Source organism: Bacillus sp. SRL337, assembly GCF_984799155.1.
On sequence record NZ_OZ481793.1, the window covers coordinates 3,418,732 to 3,438,666 of the forward strand.

Annotated in this window: 17 protein-coding genes, 1 pseudogene and 1 other annotated feature; of the genes and pseudogenes, 3 read left to right on the top strand and 15 right to left on the bottom strand. The window is 43.6% G+C overall.

The window, feature by feature from the left end:
- Positions 1–13: 13 nt before the first annotated feature.
- Entirely contained in the window at positions 14–2,659 is a 2,646-nt protein-coding gene (locus AC4E8A_RS17395; protein ID WP_490194803.1) for a valine--tRNA ligase, read from the bottom strand.
- Positions 2,660–2,729: 70 nt separating this feature from the next.
- Positions 2,730–2,953: a binding site (T-box leader), on the bottom strand.
- A 163-nt stretch (positions 2,954–3,116) separates the two neighbouring features.
- On the opposite strand from AC4E8A_RS17395, the gene AC4E8A_RS17400 reads away from it, so the two are divergent.
- Positions 3,117–3,308, top strand: coding sequence for a hypothetical protein (locus tag AC4E8A_RS17400; protein ID WP_490194805.1), 192 nt, complete (start codon positions 3,117–3,119; stop codon positions 3,306–3,308).
- A gap of 15 nt (positions 3,309–3,323) precedes the next feature.
- On the opposite strand, the gene ysxE is transcribed toward AC4E8A_RS17400, so the two are convergent.
- Both ysxE and spoVID read right to left on the bottom strand, forming a co-directional pair.
- Positions 3,324–4,367 (bottom strand): spore coat protein YsxE, encoded by a 1,044-nt coding sequence (ysxE, locus tag AC4E8A_RS17405; protein WP_490194806.1) that lies wholly within the window; start codon positions 4,365–4,367, stop codon positions 3,324–3,326.
- Positions 4,368–4,667: 300 nt separating this feature from the next.
- Positions 4,668–5,858, bottom strand: coding sequence for a stage VI sporulation protein D (spoVID, locus tag AC4E8A_RS17410; protein ID WP_490194808.1), 1,191 nt, complete (start codon positions 5,856–5,858; stop codon positions 4,668–4,670).
- Positions 5,859–5,994: 136 nt separating this feature from the next.
- Here spoVID and AC4E8A_RS17415 point away from each other — a divergent pair.
- A pseudogene (locus tag AC4E8A_RS17415) lies at positions 5,995–6,172 on the top strand (IS5/IS1182 family transposase); the annotation flags it as partial.
- A gap of 220 nt (positions 6,173–6,392) precedes the next feature.
- Here AC4E8A_RS17415 and hemL read toward each other — a convergent pair.
- The 6 genes from hemL to hemA are packed head-to-tail and all read right to left on the bottom strand — an operon-like array spanning position 6,393 to position 12,672.
- The gene (gene hemL, locus AC4E8A_RS17420; protein WP_490194810.1) at positions 6,393–7,682 is read right to left on the bottom strand and encodes a glutamate-1-semialdehyde 2,1-aminomutase; all 1,290 of its coding nucleotides are present in this window, start codon (positions 7,680–7,682) and stop codon (positions 6,393–6,395) included.
- 51 nt (positions 7,683–7,733) lie between these two features.
- Entirely contained in the window at positions 7,734–8,714 is a 981-nt protein-coding gene (gene hemB / locus AC4E8A_RS17425) for a porphobilinogen synthase (protein ID WP_490194812.1), read from the bottom strand.
- A gap of 12 nt (positions 8,715–8,726) precedes the next feature.
- Positions 8,727–9,479, bottom strand: coding sequence for a uroporphyrinogen-III synthase (locus tag AC4E8A_RS17430; protein ID WP_490194814.1), 753 nt, complete (start codon positions 9,477–9,479; stop codon positions 8,727–8,729).
- Positions 9,480–9,517: 38 nt separating this feature from the next.
- A complete protein-coding gene (hemC, locus tag AC4E8A_RS17435; RefSeq protein WP_490194816.1) occupies positions 9,518–10,450 on the bottom strand; it encodes a hydroxymethylbilane synthase in 933 nt (310 codons plus the stop codon).
- Between the two features lie 16 nt (positions 10,451–10,466).
- Entirely contained in the window at positions 10,467–11,300 is an 834-nt protein-coding gene (locus AC4E8A_RS17440) for a cytochrome c biogenesis protein (protein WP_490194818.1), read from the bottom strand.
- A gap of 16 nt (positions 11,301–11,316) precedes the next feature.
- Positions 11,317–12,672 (bottom strand): glutamyl-tRNA reductase, encoded by a 1,356-nt coding sequence (gene hemA / locus AC4E8A_RS17445; RefSeq protein ID WP_490194820.1) that lies wholly within the window; start codon positions 12,670–12,672, stop codon positions 11,317–11,319.
- 444 nt (positions 12,673–13,116) lie between these two features.
- On the opposite strand from hemA, the gene AC4E8A_RS17450 reads away from it, so the two are divergent.
- On the top strand, positions 13,117–13,602 hold the full coding sequence (locus AC4E8A_RS17450) for a LiaI-LiaF-like domain-containing protein (protein WP_490194822.1): 486 nt from the start codon (positions 13,117–13,119) through the stop codon (positions 13,600–13,602).
- 34 nt (positions 13,603–13,636) lie between these two features.
- Here the strand turns inward: AC4E8A_RS17450 and AC4E8A_RS17455 are convergent, their stop codons facing one another.
- The 6 genes from AC4E8A_RS17455 to lon all read right to left on the bottom strand — a co-directional run bounded on the left by AC4E8A_RS17455 (position 13,637) and on the right by lon (position 19,895).
- Entirely contained in the window at positions 13,637–14,359 is a 723-nt protein-coding gene (locus AC4E8A_RS17455) for an amino acid ABC transporter ATP-binding protein (protein WP_490198925.1), read from the bottom strand.
- Between the two features lie 45 nt (positions 14,360–14,404).
- Positions 14,405–15,052 carry an amino acid ABC transporter permease gene (locus tag AC4E8A_RS17460; RefSeq protein ID WP_490194824.1) on the bottom strand — a complete coding sequence of 216 codons (648 nt, stop codon included), beginning with the start codon at positions 15,050–15,052 and terminating at the stop codon, positions 14,405–14,407.
- 113 nt (positions 15,053–15,165) lie between these two features.
- The gene (locus AC4E8A_RS17465; RefSeq protein ID WP_490194826.1) at positions 15,166–15,942 is read right to left on the bottom strand and encodes a transporter substrate-binding domain-containing protein; all 777 of its coding nucleotides are present in this window, start codon (positions 15,940–15,942) and stop codon (positions 15,166–15,168) included.
- Positions 15,943–16,468: 526 nt separating this feature from the next.
- Positions 16,469–16,867 (bottom strand): hypothetical protein, encoded by a 399-nt coding sequence (locus tag AC4E8A_RS17470; protein ID WP_490194828.1) that lies wholly within the window; start codon positions 16,865–16,867, stop codon positions 16,469–16,471.
- Between the two features lie 126 nt (positions 16,868–16,993).
- Entirely contained in the window at positions 16,994–17,575 is a 582-nt protein-coding gene (yihA, locus tag AC4E8A_RS17475; RefSeq protein ID WP_490194830.1) for a ribosome biogenesis GTP-binding protein YihA/YsxC, read from the bottom strand.
- The gene (gene lon, locus AC4E8A_RS17480; RefSeq protein WP_490194832.1) at positions 17,562–19,895 is read right to left on the bottom strand and encodes an endopeptidase La; all 2,334 of its coding nucleotides are present in this window, start codon (positions 19,893–19,895) and stop codon (positions 17,562–17,564) included. Before lon ends, yihA begins: the two co-directional genes overlap by 14 nt.
- Positions 19,896–19,935 lie beyond the last annotated feature (40 nt).

The window sequence follows — 19,935 nt, forward strand, 5'->3', positions numbered from 1 at the left end:
CTTTCACAAGTTATTATTGACCTTTTAATTCCTTGATTCGCGCTTCAACAGTACTGCGCTTTTCAAGATAATCGGCTTCTTTGGCCCGCTCTTCATCAACAACCTTTTGGGGAGCCTTACTGATGAACTTCTCATTGTTCAGCTTGCCTTGTACCCTGGAAACTTCTTTATTCCATTTTTCCAATTCTTTTTCAAGTCGGGCGATCTCTTCCTCGATATTGATAAGCCCTTCTAATGGAAGAAATAATTCAACACCTGTTGCGACAGCTGTCATGGCTTTATCAGGAGCTTCAATTTCTGTGGAAATCGTCAACTCTTCCGGATTACAGAAGCGCTCGATGTAGCCTTTGTTCTTTTCAAGTGTGTTTAATGTTTGCTCATCTTTCGCTTTCAAAAGCAGCTTGATTTGTTTGCTTAACGGTGTATTTACCTCGGCGCGGATATTCCGTACCGCCCGGATGATTTCAACGAGCAGCTTCATTTCTTCAGCAGCGCCTTTATCCGAGAATTCTTCTTTTACTGACGGCCATTCAGCAACCGTAATAGATTCGCCTTTATGCGGCAGGTTCTGCCATATTTCCTCGGTAATAAATGGCATGAATGGGTGAAGCAATCTCATCGTATTATCAAGAACATAAGCCAGGATCGACCTGGTTGTTTTCTTCGCAGATTCATCTTCCCCATATAACGGCAGCTTTGCCATTTCAATGTACCAGTCACAGAAGTCATCCCAGATGAAATTGTAAAGGATGCGGCCGACTTCACCGAACTCATAGCGGTCAGCTAATTTCGTTACCGTTTCAATGGTTTCATTCAATCGCGTCAGAATCCATTTATCCGCAACTGATTTTTCACCCGTCAGGTCGATTTCTTCATATTTAAGACCATCCATATTCATCAAGGCAAATCTTGAAGCATTCCAGATCTTATTGGCAAAGTTCCAAACAGATTCAACCTTTTCGGTAGAATAACGGAGATCCTGTCCTGGAGAACTTCCTGTAGAGAGCATATATCTTAACGCATCTGCCCCATATTGATCGATCACTTCCATGGGATCGACACCATTTCCAAGGGACTTACTCATCTTACGGCCGTCTTCTGCCCTTACAAGACCGTGGATCAGAACATCTTTGAAAGGGCGTTTCCCTGTAAACTCAAGTCCTTGGAAAATCATGCGTGAAACCCAGAAACCGATAATATCATATCCTGTTACAAGCGCATCTGTCGGATAATAGCGTTTGAAGTCTTCAGCTTCAGTGTTCGGCCAGCCCATTGTAGAGAACGGCCATAACGCTGAACTGAACCACGTATCCAGAACATCCACTTCTTGTCTCCAGTTCTCGATGTCCGCCGGTTCTTCCTTCCCAACGTAAATTTCACCTGTTTCTTTATGATACCAAGCCGGAATGCGGTGTCCCCACCACAGCTGGCGGGAGATGCACCAGTCGCGCGTGTTTTCCATCCAGCGAAGGTATGATGTTTCAAAACGGTCTGGAACGAATGTAACCTTATCTTCTCTATTTTGAAGCTCTATCGCTTTGTCAGCAAGTGGCTGCATCTTAACAAACCACTGAGTGGATAGGTAAGGCTCTACAACCGCTCCGCTTCGTTCAGAATGGCCGACAGAATGCATATGATCTTCAATTTTGAAGAGAACACCGGTCTCCTGCAGGTCTTTAACAATTTGCTTGCGGCAGGCGAATCGATCCATTCCCTGGTATTCTCCTGCATTGCCATTCATTGTTCCATCTTCATTCATAACCAGGATGCGATCAAGATTGTGGCGGTTCCCGATTTCGAAATCATTTGGATCATGGGCTGGTGTAATTTTAACGGCTCCTGAACCGAATTCCATATCTACATAATCATCTCCGACAATCGGAATCTCACGGCCGACGATTGGAAGTGTTACTTTCCTGCCGATCAGATGCTTATAGCGGTCATCTTCAGGATGTACCGCAACTGCTGTATCCCCCAGCATTGTTTCAGGACGTGTAGTCGCAATTTCAATATGCCCTGATCCGTCAGCCAATGGATATTTCATGTGGTAGAAAGCGCCTTGAACATCCTGATGGATAACTTCGATATCGGAGAGCGCCGTCTTCGTTGCTGGGTCCCAGTTGATGATATATTCGCCGCGGTAAATCAAGCCTTTTTCATATAGTGTAACAAAAACTTCTTTAACCGCGTCTGAAAGGCCTGCGTCAAGGGTAAAACGTTCCCTTGTGTAATCAAGTCCGAGCCCAAGCTTAGCCCACTGTGCACGGATGTGTTTTGCGTATTCCTCTTTCCACTTCCATGTTTCTTCAAGGAACTTTTCACGGCCAAGGTCATACCTTGTTTTTCCTTCATTGCGAAGCTTTTCTTCAACTTTGGCCTGAGTGGCGATGCCGGCATGGTCCATTCCCGGAAGCCATAGTACATCATATCCCTGCATCCTTTTCATTCTTGTCAGGATGTCTTGCAGTGTTGTATCCCATGCATGCCCCAAATGCAGCTTGCCTGTAACGTTTGGCGGCGGGATAACGATTGTGTATGGTTCTTTCTCTTTGTCACTTTCTGCTTCAAAAAATTTACCGTCCAGCCACCATTGGTATCTTCCGCTTTCAATCGATTGCGGATCATATTTGGTCGGCATGCTGATTTCATTGTTTTCCATGATCTCATCCTCCTTATAGTTGGTGCCGCTTTGTGGTTTTTTCCAGAAATATAAAAAAACTCCTCTCGTCTAAAAGGACGAGGGAGCTATTCGCGGTACCACCTTTTTACACAGGCTAAATTGACACCTGGCACTTCATTGAGATAACGGCTTTAAACCGGTTTCCGCTACTGGTCTTTCACGGAAACTGCTCAAGGGCGACATTCCTTTGTCTTTACCTGGGAAATCTTTCAGCAGATGATTTCCCTCTCTGGAGGCGAGTTTCAAAGTACTCTTCCCTTTCGTTGCATTTCGAATGTATTAACTATTATTCAATATAGTATAGGATATTAATTCTATTCGTCAATCATTATCGCCCATTTTTTTAAAAATAATGCAAAAAACTTTTCCGGACAAATGCGGAACAATCAAATATTCTTCACATAGAATAATATAAATCATGTTGGGAGGAGATCATTTGCGGAAAAAATATAATCCCTATTTACTGCCTCCTTGGCTTCGGACCTGCAGAAACGTTGGTAAGCAGTTCAGTATCCCATTCTGTATTTTTCAAGGGATCAGGACCATACTCATCCCTACCACATTTGATGTCTTATTACTGGCGATTTTCATCGGCCTTGCGGTTGCCCTTTATTTTGAATGGTTATAAAAAGGAGCTTCTCCCCTAAGAGGATGAAGCTCCTTCTTGTGCTTTCTGCTGCGCTTCTTTTTTCCGTTGTTCCCACTCTTCCCACTTCATCACGATATATTCTGTATTTTTCAACAGCCAGTAGTGATGCTGCAGTTTCCTCAGGAACTTGATTTCATTCCGTTTTTCTTTTGGGGTTTCATGATATTTTTTGACAACGGTAATCAGGCCGCTCGGGTAAGCGAGATAGCTTAAGAATAACAATTTTTCCTCATTCCTGAATGAAAAATGGCTGCAATATGTCATGAGCCAGTCAAAACATTCATCATATGCTTTCGGATACGTCTTCAGGGTTCTAGAAAGGAACGGCAGAAGGTCATGAATCGGAGAAGCGATCCTGGTGTTTTCAAAGTTGGAAAAATAACCTGATCCCCTTTCATCATATAAAAAATGTTCAGGGGAGATCTTTCCGTGTACGACGACACTCCTGACCTTTTCAAGCTCCTTCGTTTCCTCATACCAGCTGTCAAATCTCTTTCTCGCAAATTTCAAAGCCTGCGAGGCGTCCGCGTAATACATACAGTACGTCAGCTGAAATGGTGACATGTACCATTCCTTTTCACACAGCTCGATATACTCCTCAAGGAAATTTTGATCTTTTTCCCACCTGGAATTCAAGGTTTCGTAATGTTCCTCACGCTCCTCTTTCCCTATTTTTTGATCTTTGGAAGAGAGGGTATGAAGCCTGGCCAGCTCCCGGAAAAGTGTCTGATGCCTTTCGAAGTGATTTTCTTTTACCTCGTTTGCCAGCCAGGGCATGACATAATACAAATCATTCTCCTGCCAAATCGCATACCTTCCGTCGAGGGTCGGATAAATCGGCACAATCCTGTGATAACCTGACTGAAACAGATGCTGGACATTCCTGACAAAGTCCACTCCCTTCCCCGCAGGTATCTTTTTGACAGCGAGCGTCCCCTTTTCTGTATACACTTTTTGAATTTTGCCGAAATCCTCGGTAAAATGCGGTTGGACACCATACGGTTTTAAAACAGCAGTTAAATTTTCGTCGTTAGCCATTCCCCTCACCTGCTTTATAGTTTAAACGTTAAGGGCTCCTGTTTGACTCCAGCCTGTTGGGATTTGTAGTTATCCGGAACTAATGGAATTGGGTCTGCTTTTCTGGGCTGTTTTTTTGTCCAACACCGATCGGACCCTACATCGTCCCTTTGCTCTCTCTGTTGGAAAACCTTTTTTTCCATCTCTAAACTTTTCTGTTGCATTAGCTTACCATTTTCAGCATGTCATACAGCTTCAACCTTCTAATGAGTTTCCGGGAAAAAAACAGAAGAGCAAGGATCAGACCCTGCCCACCACAAGTTAATTCTTATAAGCTGCTTCTTCTTTAGGAATATACAAAACCTGACCCTCCGTAACATCCTGATGTGCCTCCAGATGGTTCACACGCAGTAACTGAGGAATCGATAACTCGTACTTGTCAGCAATCAGCTCAAGTGTCTCCCCTTGCTGAACGATACAAACCTTCATTTTCGCTGCTCTTCCCTCGTCTTTGCGGGCAAAGAAATCAGTTAAAGAAATCATCTCTGTTTTTTTCTTAAAAAGAGACTTCTTCTTGCCTTTCGCATCCGGCGAAGAGCTGCTTTCTTCTTCTTCTTCCATAGCTGCATCATTTTCAATCATCTGGACAACTTCAGGGGACTCTTCTTCCTCAAACTCTATTTGCTGCTCTCCTCTTGCGTATTGAAATTCGTCTTCATCATAAGAAAAAACTGGCGGAGATTCTTTTTTCGCTTCATAAGAAATTGGGATGATTACTTCTTCCTCTTCCTCCGGAGCTCTTCTCCCTTCAACCGTAAACGGCTCATAAGTATCTTCATCATCTTCTTCGCCGTCGTCTTCGTATAGTTCTTCATCAACTACTACTTCTGTTTCAACTTCTATTTCAACTTCTGCTTCTTCCTCGCCTCGATCAATTTCGTATTCTGGTTCGTTGAGCTCATCAAATGTTTCTTCTTCCTCTGTTTCCTGAAGAACTTCTGCAGCAGGGGCAGAGCGATAAACTGGTTCAATCACTTGATCCTCAGCCAGTTCAAACGATGCCTGGACCTGCTGTTCACCATAGATACCGGAAATTGTCAGGTCGGCATTCAACTTCAGACATGCATTTTCAGGAACCACATAATCGAATGAATCGACATATACATCAATTTCATTCATGTTGGCAATGCGGTTCTTTGGAATTGTTACATCAACAGGAAAGCTGTGTGTAAATTCGCACTCCCCTTTTTCCCTGAACTCTACATGGTGGACGTACTTCCCATTCTGATGAAAGTCATACCAATTGTCCTGGTCTTCTTCATTTGAACCGCTCGGTAGATATTCACCTGTTAAATCCAGTGTTCCCCGGATAAGTACGTATTGTTCCTGCTCTTGGATCGTTATATGGGGATCTAAAGAGATGGAAAGCAATTCTTCTACTTCCTGTCCTTTTTTAAACCAAACAGCTTCTTCCAATGAAAATCGCAAACACGATTGTTGTTCTTGTGACAAAGAAAACTCCTCCTTTCAATTCCATAACAAGGTAAATCAATGTCATTATCAACTTATGAAGTGGAGGGGAAGAATATGAATTGATTTTAAAAATGATCTTTTCATGACGTTCTATGCGGAAAGTGGGGATCCAAAATTTGAACAGATTTTATACCGTATCTTGAAAAAGTTTGGTTAACGCTTTCGTTGTTTTCATTGATTCAACGTATGTAAAAGCGAATGCCAACAAGAAGAAATTTGAGAAGAAAGGAATTCGAGTCGAAACGAGGAGTTACCAGGGTCATTGGGATGAAGAGATTAATATCGATCGCGAATAACACGAAAAAAAACAATCGAAGGAGTTTTGGCTGAGACAAAAGAGAAGCATGGCATGCGCTGGAGGACCTTGAGAGCTTAAAAGAGTCTCAATACAGGCGATGCTTACGTTTGCTGTCATGAATCTTCAAAAATTAACAAACCCCACTCCATCCTCTTGGGGGTGGAGTGGGGTTGTCTACGGTCTGGGACAAAGCCAAGTATATGGCTTTGTCTGTTTTATCCTTTAATGCGTTGGAAGGCTTTTTCTGCTGCCTGGAGTGTTTTCTCGATGTCTTCGTTTGTATGGGCGGTAGAAAGGAAAAGCCCTTCAAATTGAGATGGCGGAAGGAATACTCCTTCGTTTGCCATTTCACGATAGTAAGCAGAGAATAGCTCAAGGTCCGAGCTCTTTGCTCCCTCATAGTTCTTCACTTCGTTGTCGGTAAAAAAGATCCCGATCATCGAACCTGCACGATTGATTGTATGAGGGATATCATATTTTTCAGCAGCTGCATGAAGGCCTTCTTCCAGCCGATCTGCTTTTCTTTCAAATTCTTTATAACTCTCAGGCGTTAGCTGGCTGAGCGTTTCATAACCTGCCGTCATGGCAAGAGGATTCCCGGAAAGGGTACCCGCTTGATAAATTGGACCGCTCGGCGCAACTCTTTCCATGATTTCAGCTTTTCCGCCATAGGCACCGACAGGCAGCCCGCCGCCAATGACTTTTCCAAGGCAAGTCAAATCCGGCGTTACACCGAAGTACCCTTGTGCACAATTGTATCCCACACGGAAACCAGTCATGACTTCATCAAAGATCAAGAGAGAACCGTGCTTCTCAGTGATTTCCCTTAGTGATTCAAGGAATCCAGGCAGTGGAGGAACAACTCCCATGTTTCCAGCAACCGGTTCCACGATGACACCGGCAATATCATCCCCGAATTGTTCAAAGGCATAATTCAAGCTTTCTATATCGTTATATGGAACGGTTATCGTATTTTCTGCGACACCGGCAGGTACTCCCGGGCTGTCCGGCAAACCAAGAGTCGCAACACCTGAACCTGCTTTGATCAGCAGTGAGTCACCATGCCCATGATAACAGCCTTCGAATTTAACAATTTTGTTGCGTCCTGTATATCCTCTGGCAAGGCGCAATGCACTCATCGTCGCTTCAGTGCCTGAAGATACCATCCGGACAATTTCAATGGAAGGTACACGTTCAATTACAAGCTCTGCAAGTTTGTTTTCAACCAAAGTAGGTGAACCGAAGCTTGTACCAAGTTCTGCAACTTCCTTAATTGATTCAACCACTCTTTCATTTGTGTGGCCAAGGATTAACGGACCCCATGAAAGAACATAGTCGATGTATTCATTTCCATCGATATCGTAAATCTTTGAACCCTTTCCTCTCTCCATGAAAATCGGATCCATATCGACTGATTTAAATGCACGGACAGGACTGTTCACCCCGCCAGGCATTAATTTAACTGCTTCTTTGAATGCCTGCTTTGACTGATCGTAATTGCGCATGATACGTTCCTCCGTTTCTACTAAATTCGCTGTAAATCACCTGAAAGGGGGCTATTCGCCTTTAATCCAGGCTGCTGCATCCTTCGCTGCATATGTGATAATAAGATCGGCTCCTGCTCTTTTCATGCTTATAAGTTTTTCCATGACCATCGCTTTCTCATCAACCCACCCATTGGCTGCTGCTGCTTTAATCATGGAGTACTCGCCGCTCACATTATAGGCAACGACTGGGGCGTTGAATTCATTTTTGACATCACGGATGATATCCAGGTAAGACAGTGCAGGTTTTACAATCAGAAAATCTGCCCCCTCTTCCATATCCGATTGTGCTTCCCGCAGTGCTTCTTTTCGGTTGGCAGGATCCATTTGATATGTTCTGCGGTCGCCAAACTGTGGTGAACTGTGGGCTGCATCCCTGAATGGTCCATAGAAGCTTGAAGAATATTTGACTGCATAGGACATGATCGGTACATCGATGAATCCAGCTTCATCCAGCCCTTTTCTGATCGCTGCTACAAATCCATCCATCATGTTGGATGGTGCTATGATATCCGCCCCGGCTTCTGCCTGGCTTACAGCTGTTTTGGCCAACAGATCAAGTGTAGGATCATTGAGGACTTTTCCACCTTCTACAATCCCGCAATGTCCATGGTCCGTATATTGGCACAGACAGGTATCAGCAACAACAACCATTTCCGGATAGTATTCTTTTACAAGGCGAGTTGCCTGCTGGACAATCCCGTTGGCATCGTAAGCACTTTTTCCAAGCTCATCCTTTTCTGCGGGCACACCGAACAGAATAATGGAATAGATGCCCAGGCTGTTTAACTCATCTAATTCTTCTCTTAGAAAATCCAAAGAAATCTGAAAAACACCCGGCATGGATGCGACAGGATTCTTTACATTATCACCTTCCACTACAAACAGGGGATAAATTAAATCTTCCGTCCTTAAAAAGTTTTCACGTACCATCGCTCTTAAGTTTTCTGATTGGCGTAGACGGCGGTGGCGGTTGAATTTCAAGTCTTTCATACTTGTTCCTCCCTACTCTTCATTCAAAGAGATGTAATGTATTGCTAACTTCTCTACCATATCTTCAACTGTATACCTTTCCGGGACAGCTTGTACAGTCATACCATTCCGGACAGCTGTTTTCTCCGTTACAGGTCCTATGCAAGCAACGGTCAAACCTTTCACTGCCTCTTCCAAACGGTGGTCATTCACAATTTTCACAAATCGCTTTACCGTTGAAGGACTGGTAAAAGTTGCTGCCGATACTTTCTTTTCCTGAAGTAATGCGGCCAGACTTTTTTCACTTTCTTTTGGAAAGCAGGTTTCATAGGTTATCCACTCATCCAGCATCTTATTTCTCTTATGAAAGAAAGAGGCGATGGTGTCTCTTGCCAGATTCCCTTTAGAGAGGAGAACCCGTCCTGCTTCGGGGAACTTCTGAATGAACTCCTCAGCAAAATCTGCACCCGTATAGAAGTCAGGGATAAAATCAACCTCCACACCATGACGCTCCAGCTCTCTACATGTTTTCTCCCCGACAGCGGCAAACCTGATTCTGCTTTTCTTAAGTGAAAGGTTATGCTCCTCTAATTGATGAAAAAAGAAGCGGACACCATTTTTACTAGTAAAAAAAATCCAATCATAGGATTTCAGTCTTTCTAAATATGTACGTTCATTTTTATCTTGAAATGGCCTGAAAGAGATAAGCGGAATAATATGGGGGACACCGCCATATTGCCTGATGATATCCGCCATCCCTTTCGCTGCCTTTTCTTCTCTGGTCACGAGAATTTCTCTACCTTTAAGGGGTAAAGAGGAAATCATTACTGGTCAAGCTCCTCTTTGACTTTGTCGATCAGAGCTTTAGCACCTCTTTCAGTCAACAGTGCAGCAGCTTCCTCGCCAACTTGAACAGGATCTGATCCCGAAACAGTTTCCTTATAAATATCTTTTCCATCTGGAGAAGCAACCAGTACAGTAAGCGTTATGTCCTGCTCTTTATCCAATACCGCATATCCCGCAATTGGAACTTGGCAGCCGCCTTCCATTTTATGGAGGAAAGCACGCTCGGCAGTTACCGTTTTGGTCACATGTTCTGAAGCAAACTTACTCAATAGTCCCAGGAGCTCATCGTCATTTTCACGGCATTCTATAGAAAGAGCACCCTGTCCGACTGCAGGCAAACATACCTCGGGCTCAAGGAATTCTGTCACTACATTGGATGTCCAGCCCATTCGGGATAATCCTGCAGCAGCTAATATAATGGCGTCATAATCTTCGTTTTCAAGTTTGGCAAGCCGGGTGTCTATATTTCCTCTGATCCATTTGATTTCAAGATCAGGACGCTTGGCAAGGATCTGCGCTCCCCTTCTCAAACTGCTGGTACCGATGATCGATCCCGCAGGAAGATCACTAAGCTTCACATGATTTTTGGAAATGAACGCATCGCGATGATCCTCTCTCACAGGGATACAACCGATACATAACCCCTCAGGAAGCACTGCCGGCATGTCTTTCATGCTGTGGACGGCCATATCGATTTCCTTGTCGAGCATCGCCTGTTCAATTTCTTTAACGAACAAACCTTTTCCGCCCACTTTTGATAATGTCACATCAAGTATCTGATCCCCTTTTGTGACAATTTCCTTTACTTCAAACTCAAACGAAGGATCCAGTCCTTTCAACTGACTAATGACCCAATTTGTTTGTGTTAATGCTAGTTTGCTTCGACGTGAACCTACTATAATTTTTCGCATTACGAACCTCCTAAGCTTATGAATACCAGAAATGGAATGACGACAGACGGCTGGCAAGCAGAAAATTAATCAGGATTACCAGAAATGCGCCTATATTCAACAGAGCTAAATTCTTGCCATATACCTCTTTCCGTACACGTAAATATAAAAACACACTATAGATGATCAATAAAATGAATGAACCTATTATTTTCGGATCGTACCAAATAAAATCAGGCAGTTTGATGATTGCCCACTGCAAGCCGAGAATCAATCCCAGCAAAAGCATTGCGACCCCTACTGCATTCAAAATATAGGCTCCTTTTTCCAGTTTCGACAAATCACTGATCCGCCATAACCTCTGTCCCCACTTTTTCTCTTTGAGAAGCTTAAATTGCAGAAGATAAAGAAGAGAAAATACAAAAGACAGGGAAAAAGCACCGTAGGAAAGAATCGCCATTGTGATATGGATCAGCAGCAATTCCGAAACAAGCTGCTCTGCCATCGCATTGGATTCAACCTGCACAGGCACAAACGTATGGATGGCCATGATGATGAATCCCAATATATTCGTAAAGAACACTGTGAAATCCACACGGAGAACCCGGTTTATCGCAAGAGACAGAGTAATCAGCACCCATGCATAAAAATAAAGCCCCTCAAAAATGGTGAGGACCGGAAACCTGCCTGTACGCATCATGTATAGAAACAAAAAAATTGTTTGAAGAGCCCAAACAATTGCAAGAATCCAGAAGGCAAACATATTTGCCTTCCGGTTTTTGTTTAAGAAATCTATGAAGTAAAAAAGAATGCTCATAGCATACAGAACAATCATCAGTTCGTGCAGCCTTGTCATTGTTTGTTCAAACATCGATTTTCAACCTCGCTTATGATTGAAAAGAGGGTTGGAGTTTCACTGGAGCAGCTCCCATCTTTTCTTTCCCCTTGCTCTCAAGTGCATCTGCCTGTGGGTGCAACTGTTCCTCGATGTTGAAAATTTTGATGAATAAATCAAGTTTCTCCTGGCCATCCGGCAATGCTGCCAGTTCTTTCACTTGAAGAATCGGATCTTTCAGTAACTGATTGATGATGCTTTTCGTATGTTTATTTAAGACCTTCCGCTCACGGTCAGTCATGTCAGGCATTTTGCGTTCAATACTTTCCATCGTTTGCCCCTGAATCATCAGCGCTTTTTCTCTGAGAGCCGAAATGACCGGTACGACACCAAGCATATTCAGCCATTCTTTGAAGGCGACAATCTCAGCCTCAATCATGATGCCGATGGACTCTGCTGCTTTTTGTCTTTCAGCCATATTTGCTTCGACAATGCCTTCCAAATCGTCAATATCATACAGGAATGCACTGTCAAGGTTTCCAATGTCCGGATCAAGGTCCCTTGGCACGGCAATATCCACCATGAACAATGGGCGGCCTTTTCTCATTCGCTCAACCAAAGTCATTTGGTCTTTAGTGACGACGTAGTCCTTTGCACCTGTAGAGCTGATGAGGATATCCGCTTCCACCAACGCGCATTGAAGTTCCTGTAATGTCTTGGCATTCCCTTTGAACTTATCCGCCAAAGAAACAGCCTTTTCAAACGTACGGTTGATGACCGTCACCTTCGTCGCACCACTTCCATGAAGGTTCTTGATCGCCAGTTCACCCATTTTGCCCGCACCAAGAATCAGAACATGCTTGCCGCTTAAATCACCAAATATTTTCTTGGCAAGCTCTACAGCAGCATAGCTGACTGAAACAGCATTTGAACCGATCTCTGTTTCTGAATGAGCTTTCTTTGCCATCGTAATCGCCTGTTTGAAAAGGTGATTGAAGACAGTTCCTGTTGTAGCGGACTCCTGGGCAGACAAAAAGCTTGACCTGATCTGGCCAAGAATCTGTGTTTCACCGACAACCATGGAATTCAAGCCGCATGTGACATTAAATAAGTGCTCCACAGCACCATCCTGTTCATAGATGAACAAATAAGGAGAGAACTCCTCTTTATCAATATCAAACCATTGAGACAAAAATTCCTTAATATAATAACGACCTGTATGAAGCTGATCTACCACCGCATATACTTCCGTCCTGTTACAAGTAGAAACGATCACATTCTCAAGGATACTTTTCTTACCCTTAAGTGCTTCCATCGCTGTTTGCAGGTCTGCTTCATTAAAAGATAAACGTTCACGAATCTCAACAGGGGCCGTTTTGTAATTTAAACCGACTGTGATTATGTGCATGACAGAAATACACCCCCAAATTAATCATTAATTCCAGTATAACATGTACGACAAATGGACCATCCAAATAAATGTGAACAGAAAATGAAACCTGTGGTAACATTAAAAGTGGAGTCGGCTTGATCAGGCCCGACAGGCGTTGATGCCTTTCCACAGATGAGGACGTCCTTTGTCCTCGGCGGTGGAAAGCATAACGACCCGAGGGCCTAGCCGACGGAACTGGATAACATTAAGTGTGCAAGCGGCTCGTTCAGGTCCGACAGGCGTTGATTCTTTCACCAGATGAGGACGCCCTTTGTCCTCGGCTGTGGAAAGCATAACGCCCCATCCATATGTGAACCATTTAATATAAATATTACATAAACTTATTATTTTCGACATAGTTTCCTATGTTAGATTAACAAAATACACCCCATTATTCAAGTTTACAAATTGGAGGCTTTTATGAAAGGACAACGACTCTTTCCAGGGATGATATTGATTGGGTTTGGCATCTATTTTTACCTTCAGCAATCCACTATAACCATCTTCCGGGAATTTTACACTTGGCCTACACTATTGATCATTGTAGGGGCAGCATTCCTTGTTCAGGGATATAAAGGAAGAGAGTATGAATCGATACTCCCTGGAACCATCCTCACCGGATTTGGCTTGCATTTTCACATCTTGAACAAGATCAGCATCTGGCCGGATCACATGGGAGTATTCATTCTCATCATTTCACTTGGTTTTCTTCTAAGATACCAGAAATCGGGGAATGGCATGTTTCAGGGTGTGCTCTTTCTTATTCTGGCTATAATTCTCTTGTTTTATGATAAAGTCCTGAAGTGGCTGGGTTTTCTTCAAGGTGGCGTGGATGTCATCCGTGAATTCTGGCCAATTATTATTGTACTGATCGGTGTTTATCTGCTGCTTATTAAGAAAAAATGAAAACAGGAACCGGCGGCCGGTTCCTGTTTTTGTTCTATAATATAGAATCAAGAAATTCCTTTGTCCTCTGCTCCTTTGGATTTCCGAACAGCTCCTCTGGCGGCCCTACTTCGACGATCCTGCCATCGTGCATATAGATAACCCAATCTGCAACTTCACGGGCGAACCCCATTTCATGTGTTACAACGACCATTGTCATTCCTTCCTCAGCCAATTCTTTCATGGTTGCCAGTACCTCACCAACCAGTTCAGGGTCAAGGGCGGAGGTTGGTTCATCGAACAGCATGATGTCCGGTTTCATGGCAAGGGCCCGGGCGATTGCCACTCGCTGCTTCTGCCCGCCGGATAATTTGGAAGGATATACATCTGCTTTATCCTCCAACCCTACCTTCTTTAACAGATCCATTGCGTCTTTTTTCGCTTTGTCCTTCGCAATTTTTTTAACCTGGACAGGTGCCTCCATCACATTTTGGATCACTGTCTTGTGGGGGAAAAGATGGAAGTGCTGGAACACCATTCCTACCTTCGCCCGGATTTCATTTAAATCATGAGAGCCTCTATTTACTTCTTCGCCTTCAATGATGACCCTGCCATCATCTTTTATTTCCAAATAATTCAAACACCTAAGCAATGTGCTCTTGCCTGAACCACTTGCACCGATCAAGCAGACAACATCACTTTCTTTAACGTTCATATCAATATCCTTCAGTACGTGTAAGTCACCAAAGGATTTATTTAATTTTTCTACTTTAATCATTTCCTGACTCAAATCTATCCCTCCATCCATTTTGGAAGTGTTTAATTAATCACCGAGCGACATGCGCTTCTCAACCAAATTCACCAGCAATGAGAAAATCAATACTAATACAAGGTAATAAACCGCTACAATCAACAAGTAGGTCATATAGTCAAAGTTATTGGATCCGAGTGTCGTTGCTACACTGAATAACTCAAACATACCGATGAACGATGCCAGTGAGGAATCCTTCAAAGCTATGATGAATTGATTGCCAAGAGGCGGCAGCGCGCGTCTGAAAGCCTGCGGCAGAATGATCCTTCTCATGGTCAATCCGGAAGACATACCGAGAGATCTTCCCGCCTCCATTTGTCCTTTGTCAATGGATTGGATGGTCCCTCTGAAGATTTCGGCAATATAAGCTCCGTTATGGAAAGCAAGTCCCAATACGACGGACCAGAAATCCGAAATCTGCAGGGCTGTCAATCCAAAATAGAAGATGAATATCTGCACAATCAGCGGCGTTCCCCGAACAACGAAGATATAAATATCCGCAATGATTTCAAGAATTTTAATTTTTGATATTTTTAAAAAGGCAAAAAATAAGCCAATAAATATTGCGACGAATACTGAGATTACTGTTAATTGAAAGGTTAACAGCATCCCTCGCAGGAATACATCATACGTGTCTATAAATGTATCAATAAGATTCAAGTTTTTCCCTCCAATTGGTAAGATGTAGAGTTTGGGAGTTTTAGTGCATTATTGCAGAAAAAAAGCGAATGCGCTCCAATCCGCACACCCGCTCCCTTCACACTGAAGTATTATTATTCCTCCGGTTCGGTCGTGATGTCGTCGCCGAAATATTTTTCACTGATTTCAGCTAAGGTTCCGTCTTCTCTTAAGGCTTCCAACGCTTTATTAATTTTCTCCAGCAGTTCTTCATTATCCTTAGCAACGGCAATCGCCTGTTCACTTCTTCCCAGCAATTTACGGGCTTCTAGTTCCAGCCCTGCATTGATTGCTTCTTTCCCTGTAACGAAATCAGTGATGACCGCATCATGTTTGCCTTTGCTCAATGCTTCAAGAGCCACCACATCACTGTCGTAAGATTGGATTTCGTCCGTTACCTCGCTTGCTGTGTCTGCATAGGTAGAACCTTTTGAAACAGCAATTTCCATCCCTTCAAGGTCTTCCAGCGTTTGGACAGAACTATCAGGACGCACGAAAATTTGAGGACCTGAATAGTAGTAAGGTGTTGAAAACGCCACTTTCTCTGCTCTCTCTTCTGTTATGGTATGGCTTGCGACCGCTGCATCAAAACGGCCGGACTGGACTCCTTCTACAATTCCGGAAAATTTGAACTTCTTCTGTTCAGGTTCCATTCCCATTTCTTCTGCAACAGCTTCAGCTACATCAATATCAAAACCGGTCATCGTTCCATCACCGCTCGTAACACTGAATGGCTTGAACTCACCGGATGCTGCATATGTAAATGTTTCCCCGTCGCCGGATCCTTCCCCATTCGCACTGTCGCTTGTACCGCAGGCTGAAATCATAGCCGCAGCAGTTAACAATACTAATAAACTTTTAATCTTTTTCATGTTTTTTTTGCCCCCTCAGTTTTTTCTTAATTATTATGTTAGCAAACTATTTAATTATTCTCAAAACCCCAATATACTAATAATTCTGTATATTACACCCCTTTTCATTGTCAGATTAACTGAACCCGCACATACCTTTAAATGCAACGGAATACCTCTATATCCTTTAATTTCCTTTCCCCTCTTGATAATAGTTGAAACATAAATAAAACAATTCGTAAGATTATTCATAAAAAAATGAACATTCACCAGGAATGGCCTCTTAGAGCGTAGACAAACCCGACTTCAATCCACTGGTTGACGTCGGGTTTGTCTTTTTGAGGATAAAACCATAAATAGTAGATTGGACATAGCCCTACCCGTGTCCAGTTTGCCATTCTCTTAAAATTCCTGGCAGCAAATGCAGGCATTTCCTGCATTGACACGTTTTTAGACTTCTCATGGTCGGCCAGCGCCTGCCATGCTTCACTTTCGCCTCAGCAAAGTCTCTTTCGATTGCTTCTTTTCGCTTTCAAACCAGTGTACCTCAGATTTGATTCCTTCCATCTTCTAGATGCTTAAATAACACAGATTGTTTAAAGGTTTTTGTGTCAAAACCAGCTTTTGTTGACAATGGAGTGATCGGAGCGGAAGGCGTACGACCTCCTGCGGGATTAGCAGGACTCGTTCGGTTCCAACGGCCGGCAACTAGCAGATTTAGGTCTCTCTCTTTATGAGTCCAGCTCCAAAGCCCCGCTGCTAGCGTACTTCCCGGCTCTAGCGTTAAATCATCCTCGAAATCGCTCCACTCTTTGTGATCCTTTATCTCATATGGGAGCCAGTCCAGTCCGTACGCAGCTGATCGGCCGCTTCCACTTTTTAGTTCGCGGCCAGTCCTGCGGAGTCGTGCACTTGTAGGGGAAAACCACTTTTCCTTTTCATTCAAATCACCAAAAATTTCAGGTAAACAGTATTTAACTTAATATACAAAAAAAGCCTGTAGACAGGGTCCATTTTTAGGATTTTGTCTACAAGCTGAAAGGACATTCACAAGGAATATCCTCTTTCGTTATTATCTTCTTCCATTAAGTGCGGCCCAGACCTGGTCTTTCCCCAAACCGGTCTCGGAGGAGAAGAGGATAACTTCATCTCCCTCTTCTATAGCCAGTCCCTCCTTTGTTGCTTTCAAATGCTTCTGCCACTTTCCTTTAGGAATCTTATCGGCTTTTGTAGCAATGATGACACAGGGAATCTCGTGATGCTTTAAGAAATTATACATCATGATGTCATCCTGTGTCGGCGGATGGCGCAAGTCGACGATTTGAATGACCGCTTTGAGCTGTTCCCTCATCGTGATATACGTTTCAATCATTCTTCCCCATGCTTCGCGTTCTGATTTTGATACTTTGGCAAACCCATAACCGGGAACATCGACAAAATAAATGCTTTCTTCAATCTTGTAGAAATTCAACGTTTGGGTTTTTCCCGGCTTGGATGATATCCTTGCCATGCTTTTACGGCCGATCATCCTGTTAATGAACGAGGATTTTCCAACGTTAGATCTGCCAGCCAGGGCAAATTCGGGCAAGAATTCCCCCGGATACTGCTCTGGTCTTACAGCGCTTATTACGAGTTCAACATTATTTACTTTCACTGCTCTCACCTACTAAAGCTGTTTCTAATACTTCTTCTATATGGGAAACCGGAACAAACTTCAGATCCTTTCTGACACTCTCAGGGATATCATCTATATCCTTTTCATTATCCTGTGGAAGGATGATGGTTGTAAGTCCGGCACGGTGTGCACTCAGCGTCTTTTCCTTCAGCCCGCCAATCGGCAGCACCCGTCCCCTCAGGGTAATTTCCCCTGTCATACCCACTTCGCGCCTGATCTCCCGTCCTGTCAGCGCGGACACAAGAGCCGTTGCAATCGTAATACCGGCTGATGGACCATCTTTTGGAACAGCGCCTTCCGGAACGTGGATATGAATATCATATTTTTCATGGAAGTTTTCCTCAAGCTTCAATTCAACTGCTTTTGATCTCACATAACTGAATGCTGTTTGAGCTGATTCTTTCATGACATCACCTAATTTACCCGTTAGAACAAGTTTGCCTTTCCCTGGGGACAGAGAAACTTCTATTTGCAGCGTATCTCCGCCTACTGAAGTGTAAGCTAATCCTGTAGCAACCCCTACTTGGTTTTCCGTTTCGGCCTGTCCGTAGCGGAATTTCTTCTTGCCAAGGAATTCTTCGATGTTCTTTTCGGTGATGACCACTCTCTTTTTCTCGCCTGATACAATCACTTTGGCTGTCTTACGGCAAACTGTTGCCAGCTGCCGTTCCAAGCCACGGACCCCAGCTTCCCTCGTATAATAACGGACAACTGACTGAAGGGCTTCCTCTCTCACTTGAAGCTGCGCTTTTGTTAAGCCGTTTTCTTTAATTTGCTTTGGAAGCAGATGGTTTTTAGCGATATTGACTTTTTCAAGTTCCGTATAACCGGCGATTGTAATGATTTCCATCCTGTCACGCAGCGGACCTGGAATTGTTGAAAGATCATTGGCTGTTGCGATAAACATGACTTTGGACAAATCATAGGTTTCCTCAATGTAATGGTCACTGAAATTGGAGTTCTGTTCAGGATCCAGCACTTCAAGCATGGCTGAAGACGGGTCTCCCCTGAAATCACTGGACATTTTATCAATTTCATCCAAAAGGAAGACAGGATTGATGGTTCCCGCTTTTTTCATGCCTTGAATAATGCGGCCGGGCATCGCTCCAACATACGTACGTCTATGACCGCGGATTTCTGACTCATCCCGCACTCCGCCGAGGGAAACACGGACAAAGTGCCTTCCCAGTGATTCAGCCACAGATTTTGCAAGGCTGGTTTTACCCACACCAGGAGGTCCTGCAAGGCAAAGGATAGGGCCTTTCAGTGATTGTGTCAGCTTTTGAACAGCCAGGTATTCCAGGACACGTTCTTTTACCTTTTCAAGGCCAAAATGGTCCCTGTTCAAGATTTCTTCCGCTTTTTTAATATCAAGATCGTCTTCTGTCTGGGCAGACCATGGCAAGGAGACAAGCCATTCAATATAATTCCGGATGACAGAGCTTTCTGCTGAGCTTGTCGGTACTTTCTCATATCTGCCAAGCTCTTTCAAAACGGTCTTCTCCACAGATTCAGGCATGTCTGCTTCGGCAATCCGCTGTGTCAGTTCTTCAATTTCACCGGTTTTGCCTTCTTTATCGCCTAGTTCTTTCTGGATCGCCTTCATTTGCTCTCTCAGGTAATACTCTTTCTGTGTCCGTTCCATCGAACGCTTCACACGCTGACCGATTTTCTTCTCAAGGTTCAGCACTTCTTTTTCATTGTTGATCGTCTGGATCACAAGCTGAAGACGTTCTTTGATATCAAGCATTTCAAGGACGTTTTGCTTTTCCTTCATTTTTAACGGCAGGTGGGACGCGACAATATCAGCAAGCCTTCCAGGTTCATCGATATCTGAAACGGTTGAATAGGTTTCAGCCGATACCTTCTTAGAGAGCTTTATGTATTGTTCAAAATAATTTAACAGCGTCCTCATCAGCGCTTCTATCTCGGATGCTTTTTCCTCACTGTCCTCATGCGTAAAAGCGTTTACTTCATAAAACTTTTCTTCATTGGTAAAACTGCTGATTTCCGCTCTCTGGATACCTTCCACAAGTACCCTGATCGTTCCATTGGGAAGCTTCAGCATTTGTTTGACCTTGGTCAGTGTTCCCATCTTGTAGAAATCATCTACACCTGGTTCATCTATATTCATATCCTTTTGAGTAGTCAGAAAAATATATTGGTCGCCAACCATTGCTTTCTCTAAAGCTTGGACTGACCGGTCACGTCCCACATCTAAATGAAGGACCATAGTTGGATAAACAAGCAAACCTCTTAATGGGAGGAGGGGAAGAGTTATTTCTTTTTGTTTTGCCATAATTACACCTCCAAATATTCTCGCCCTTTTGCATCTCATA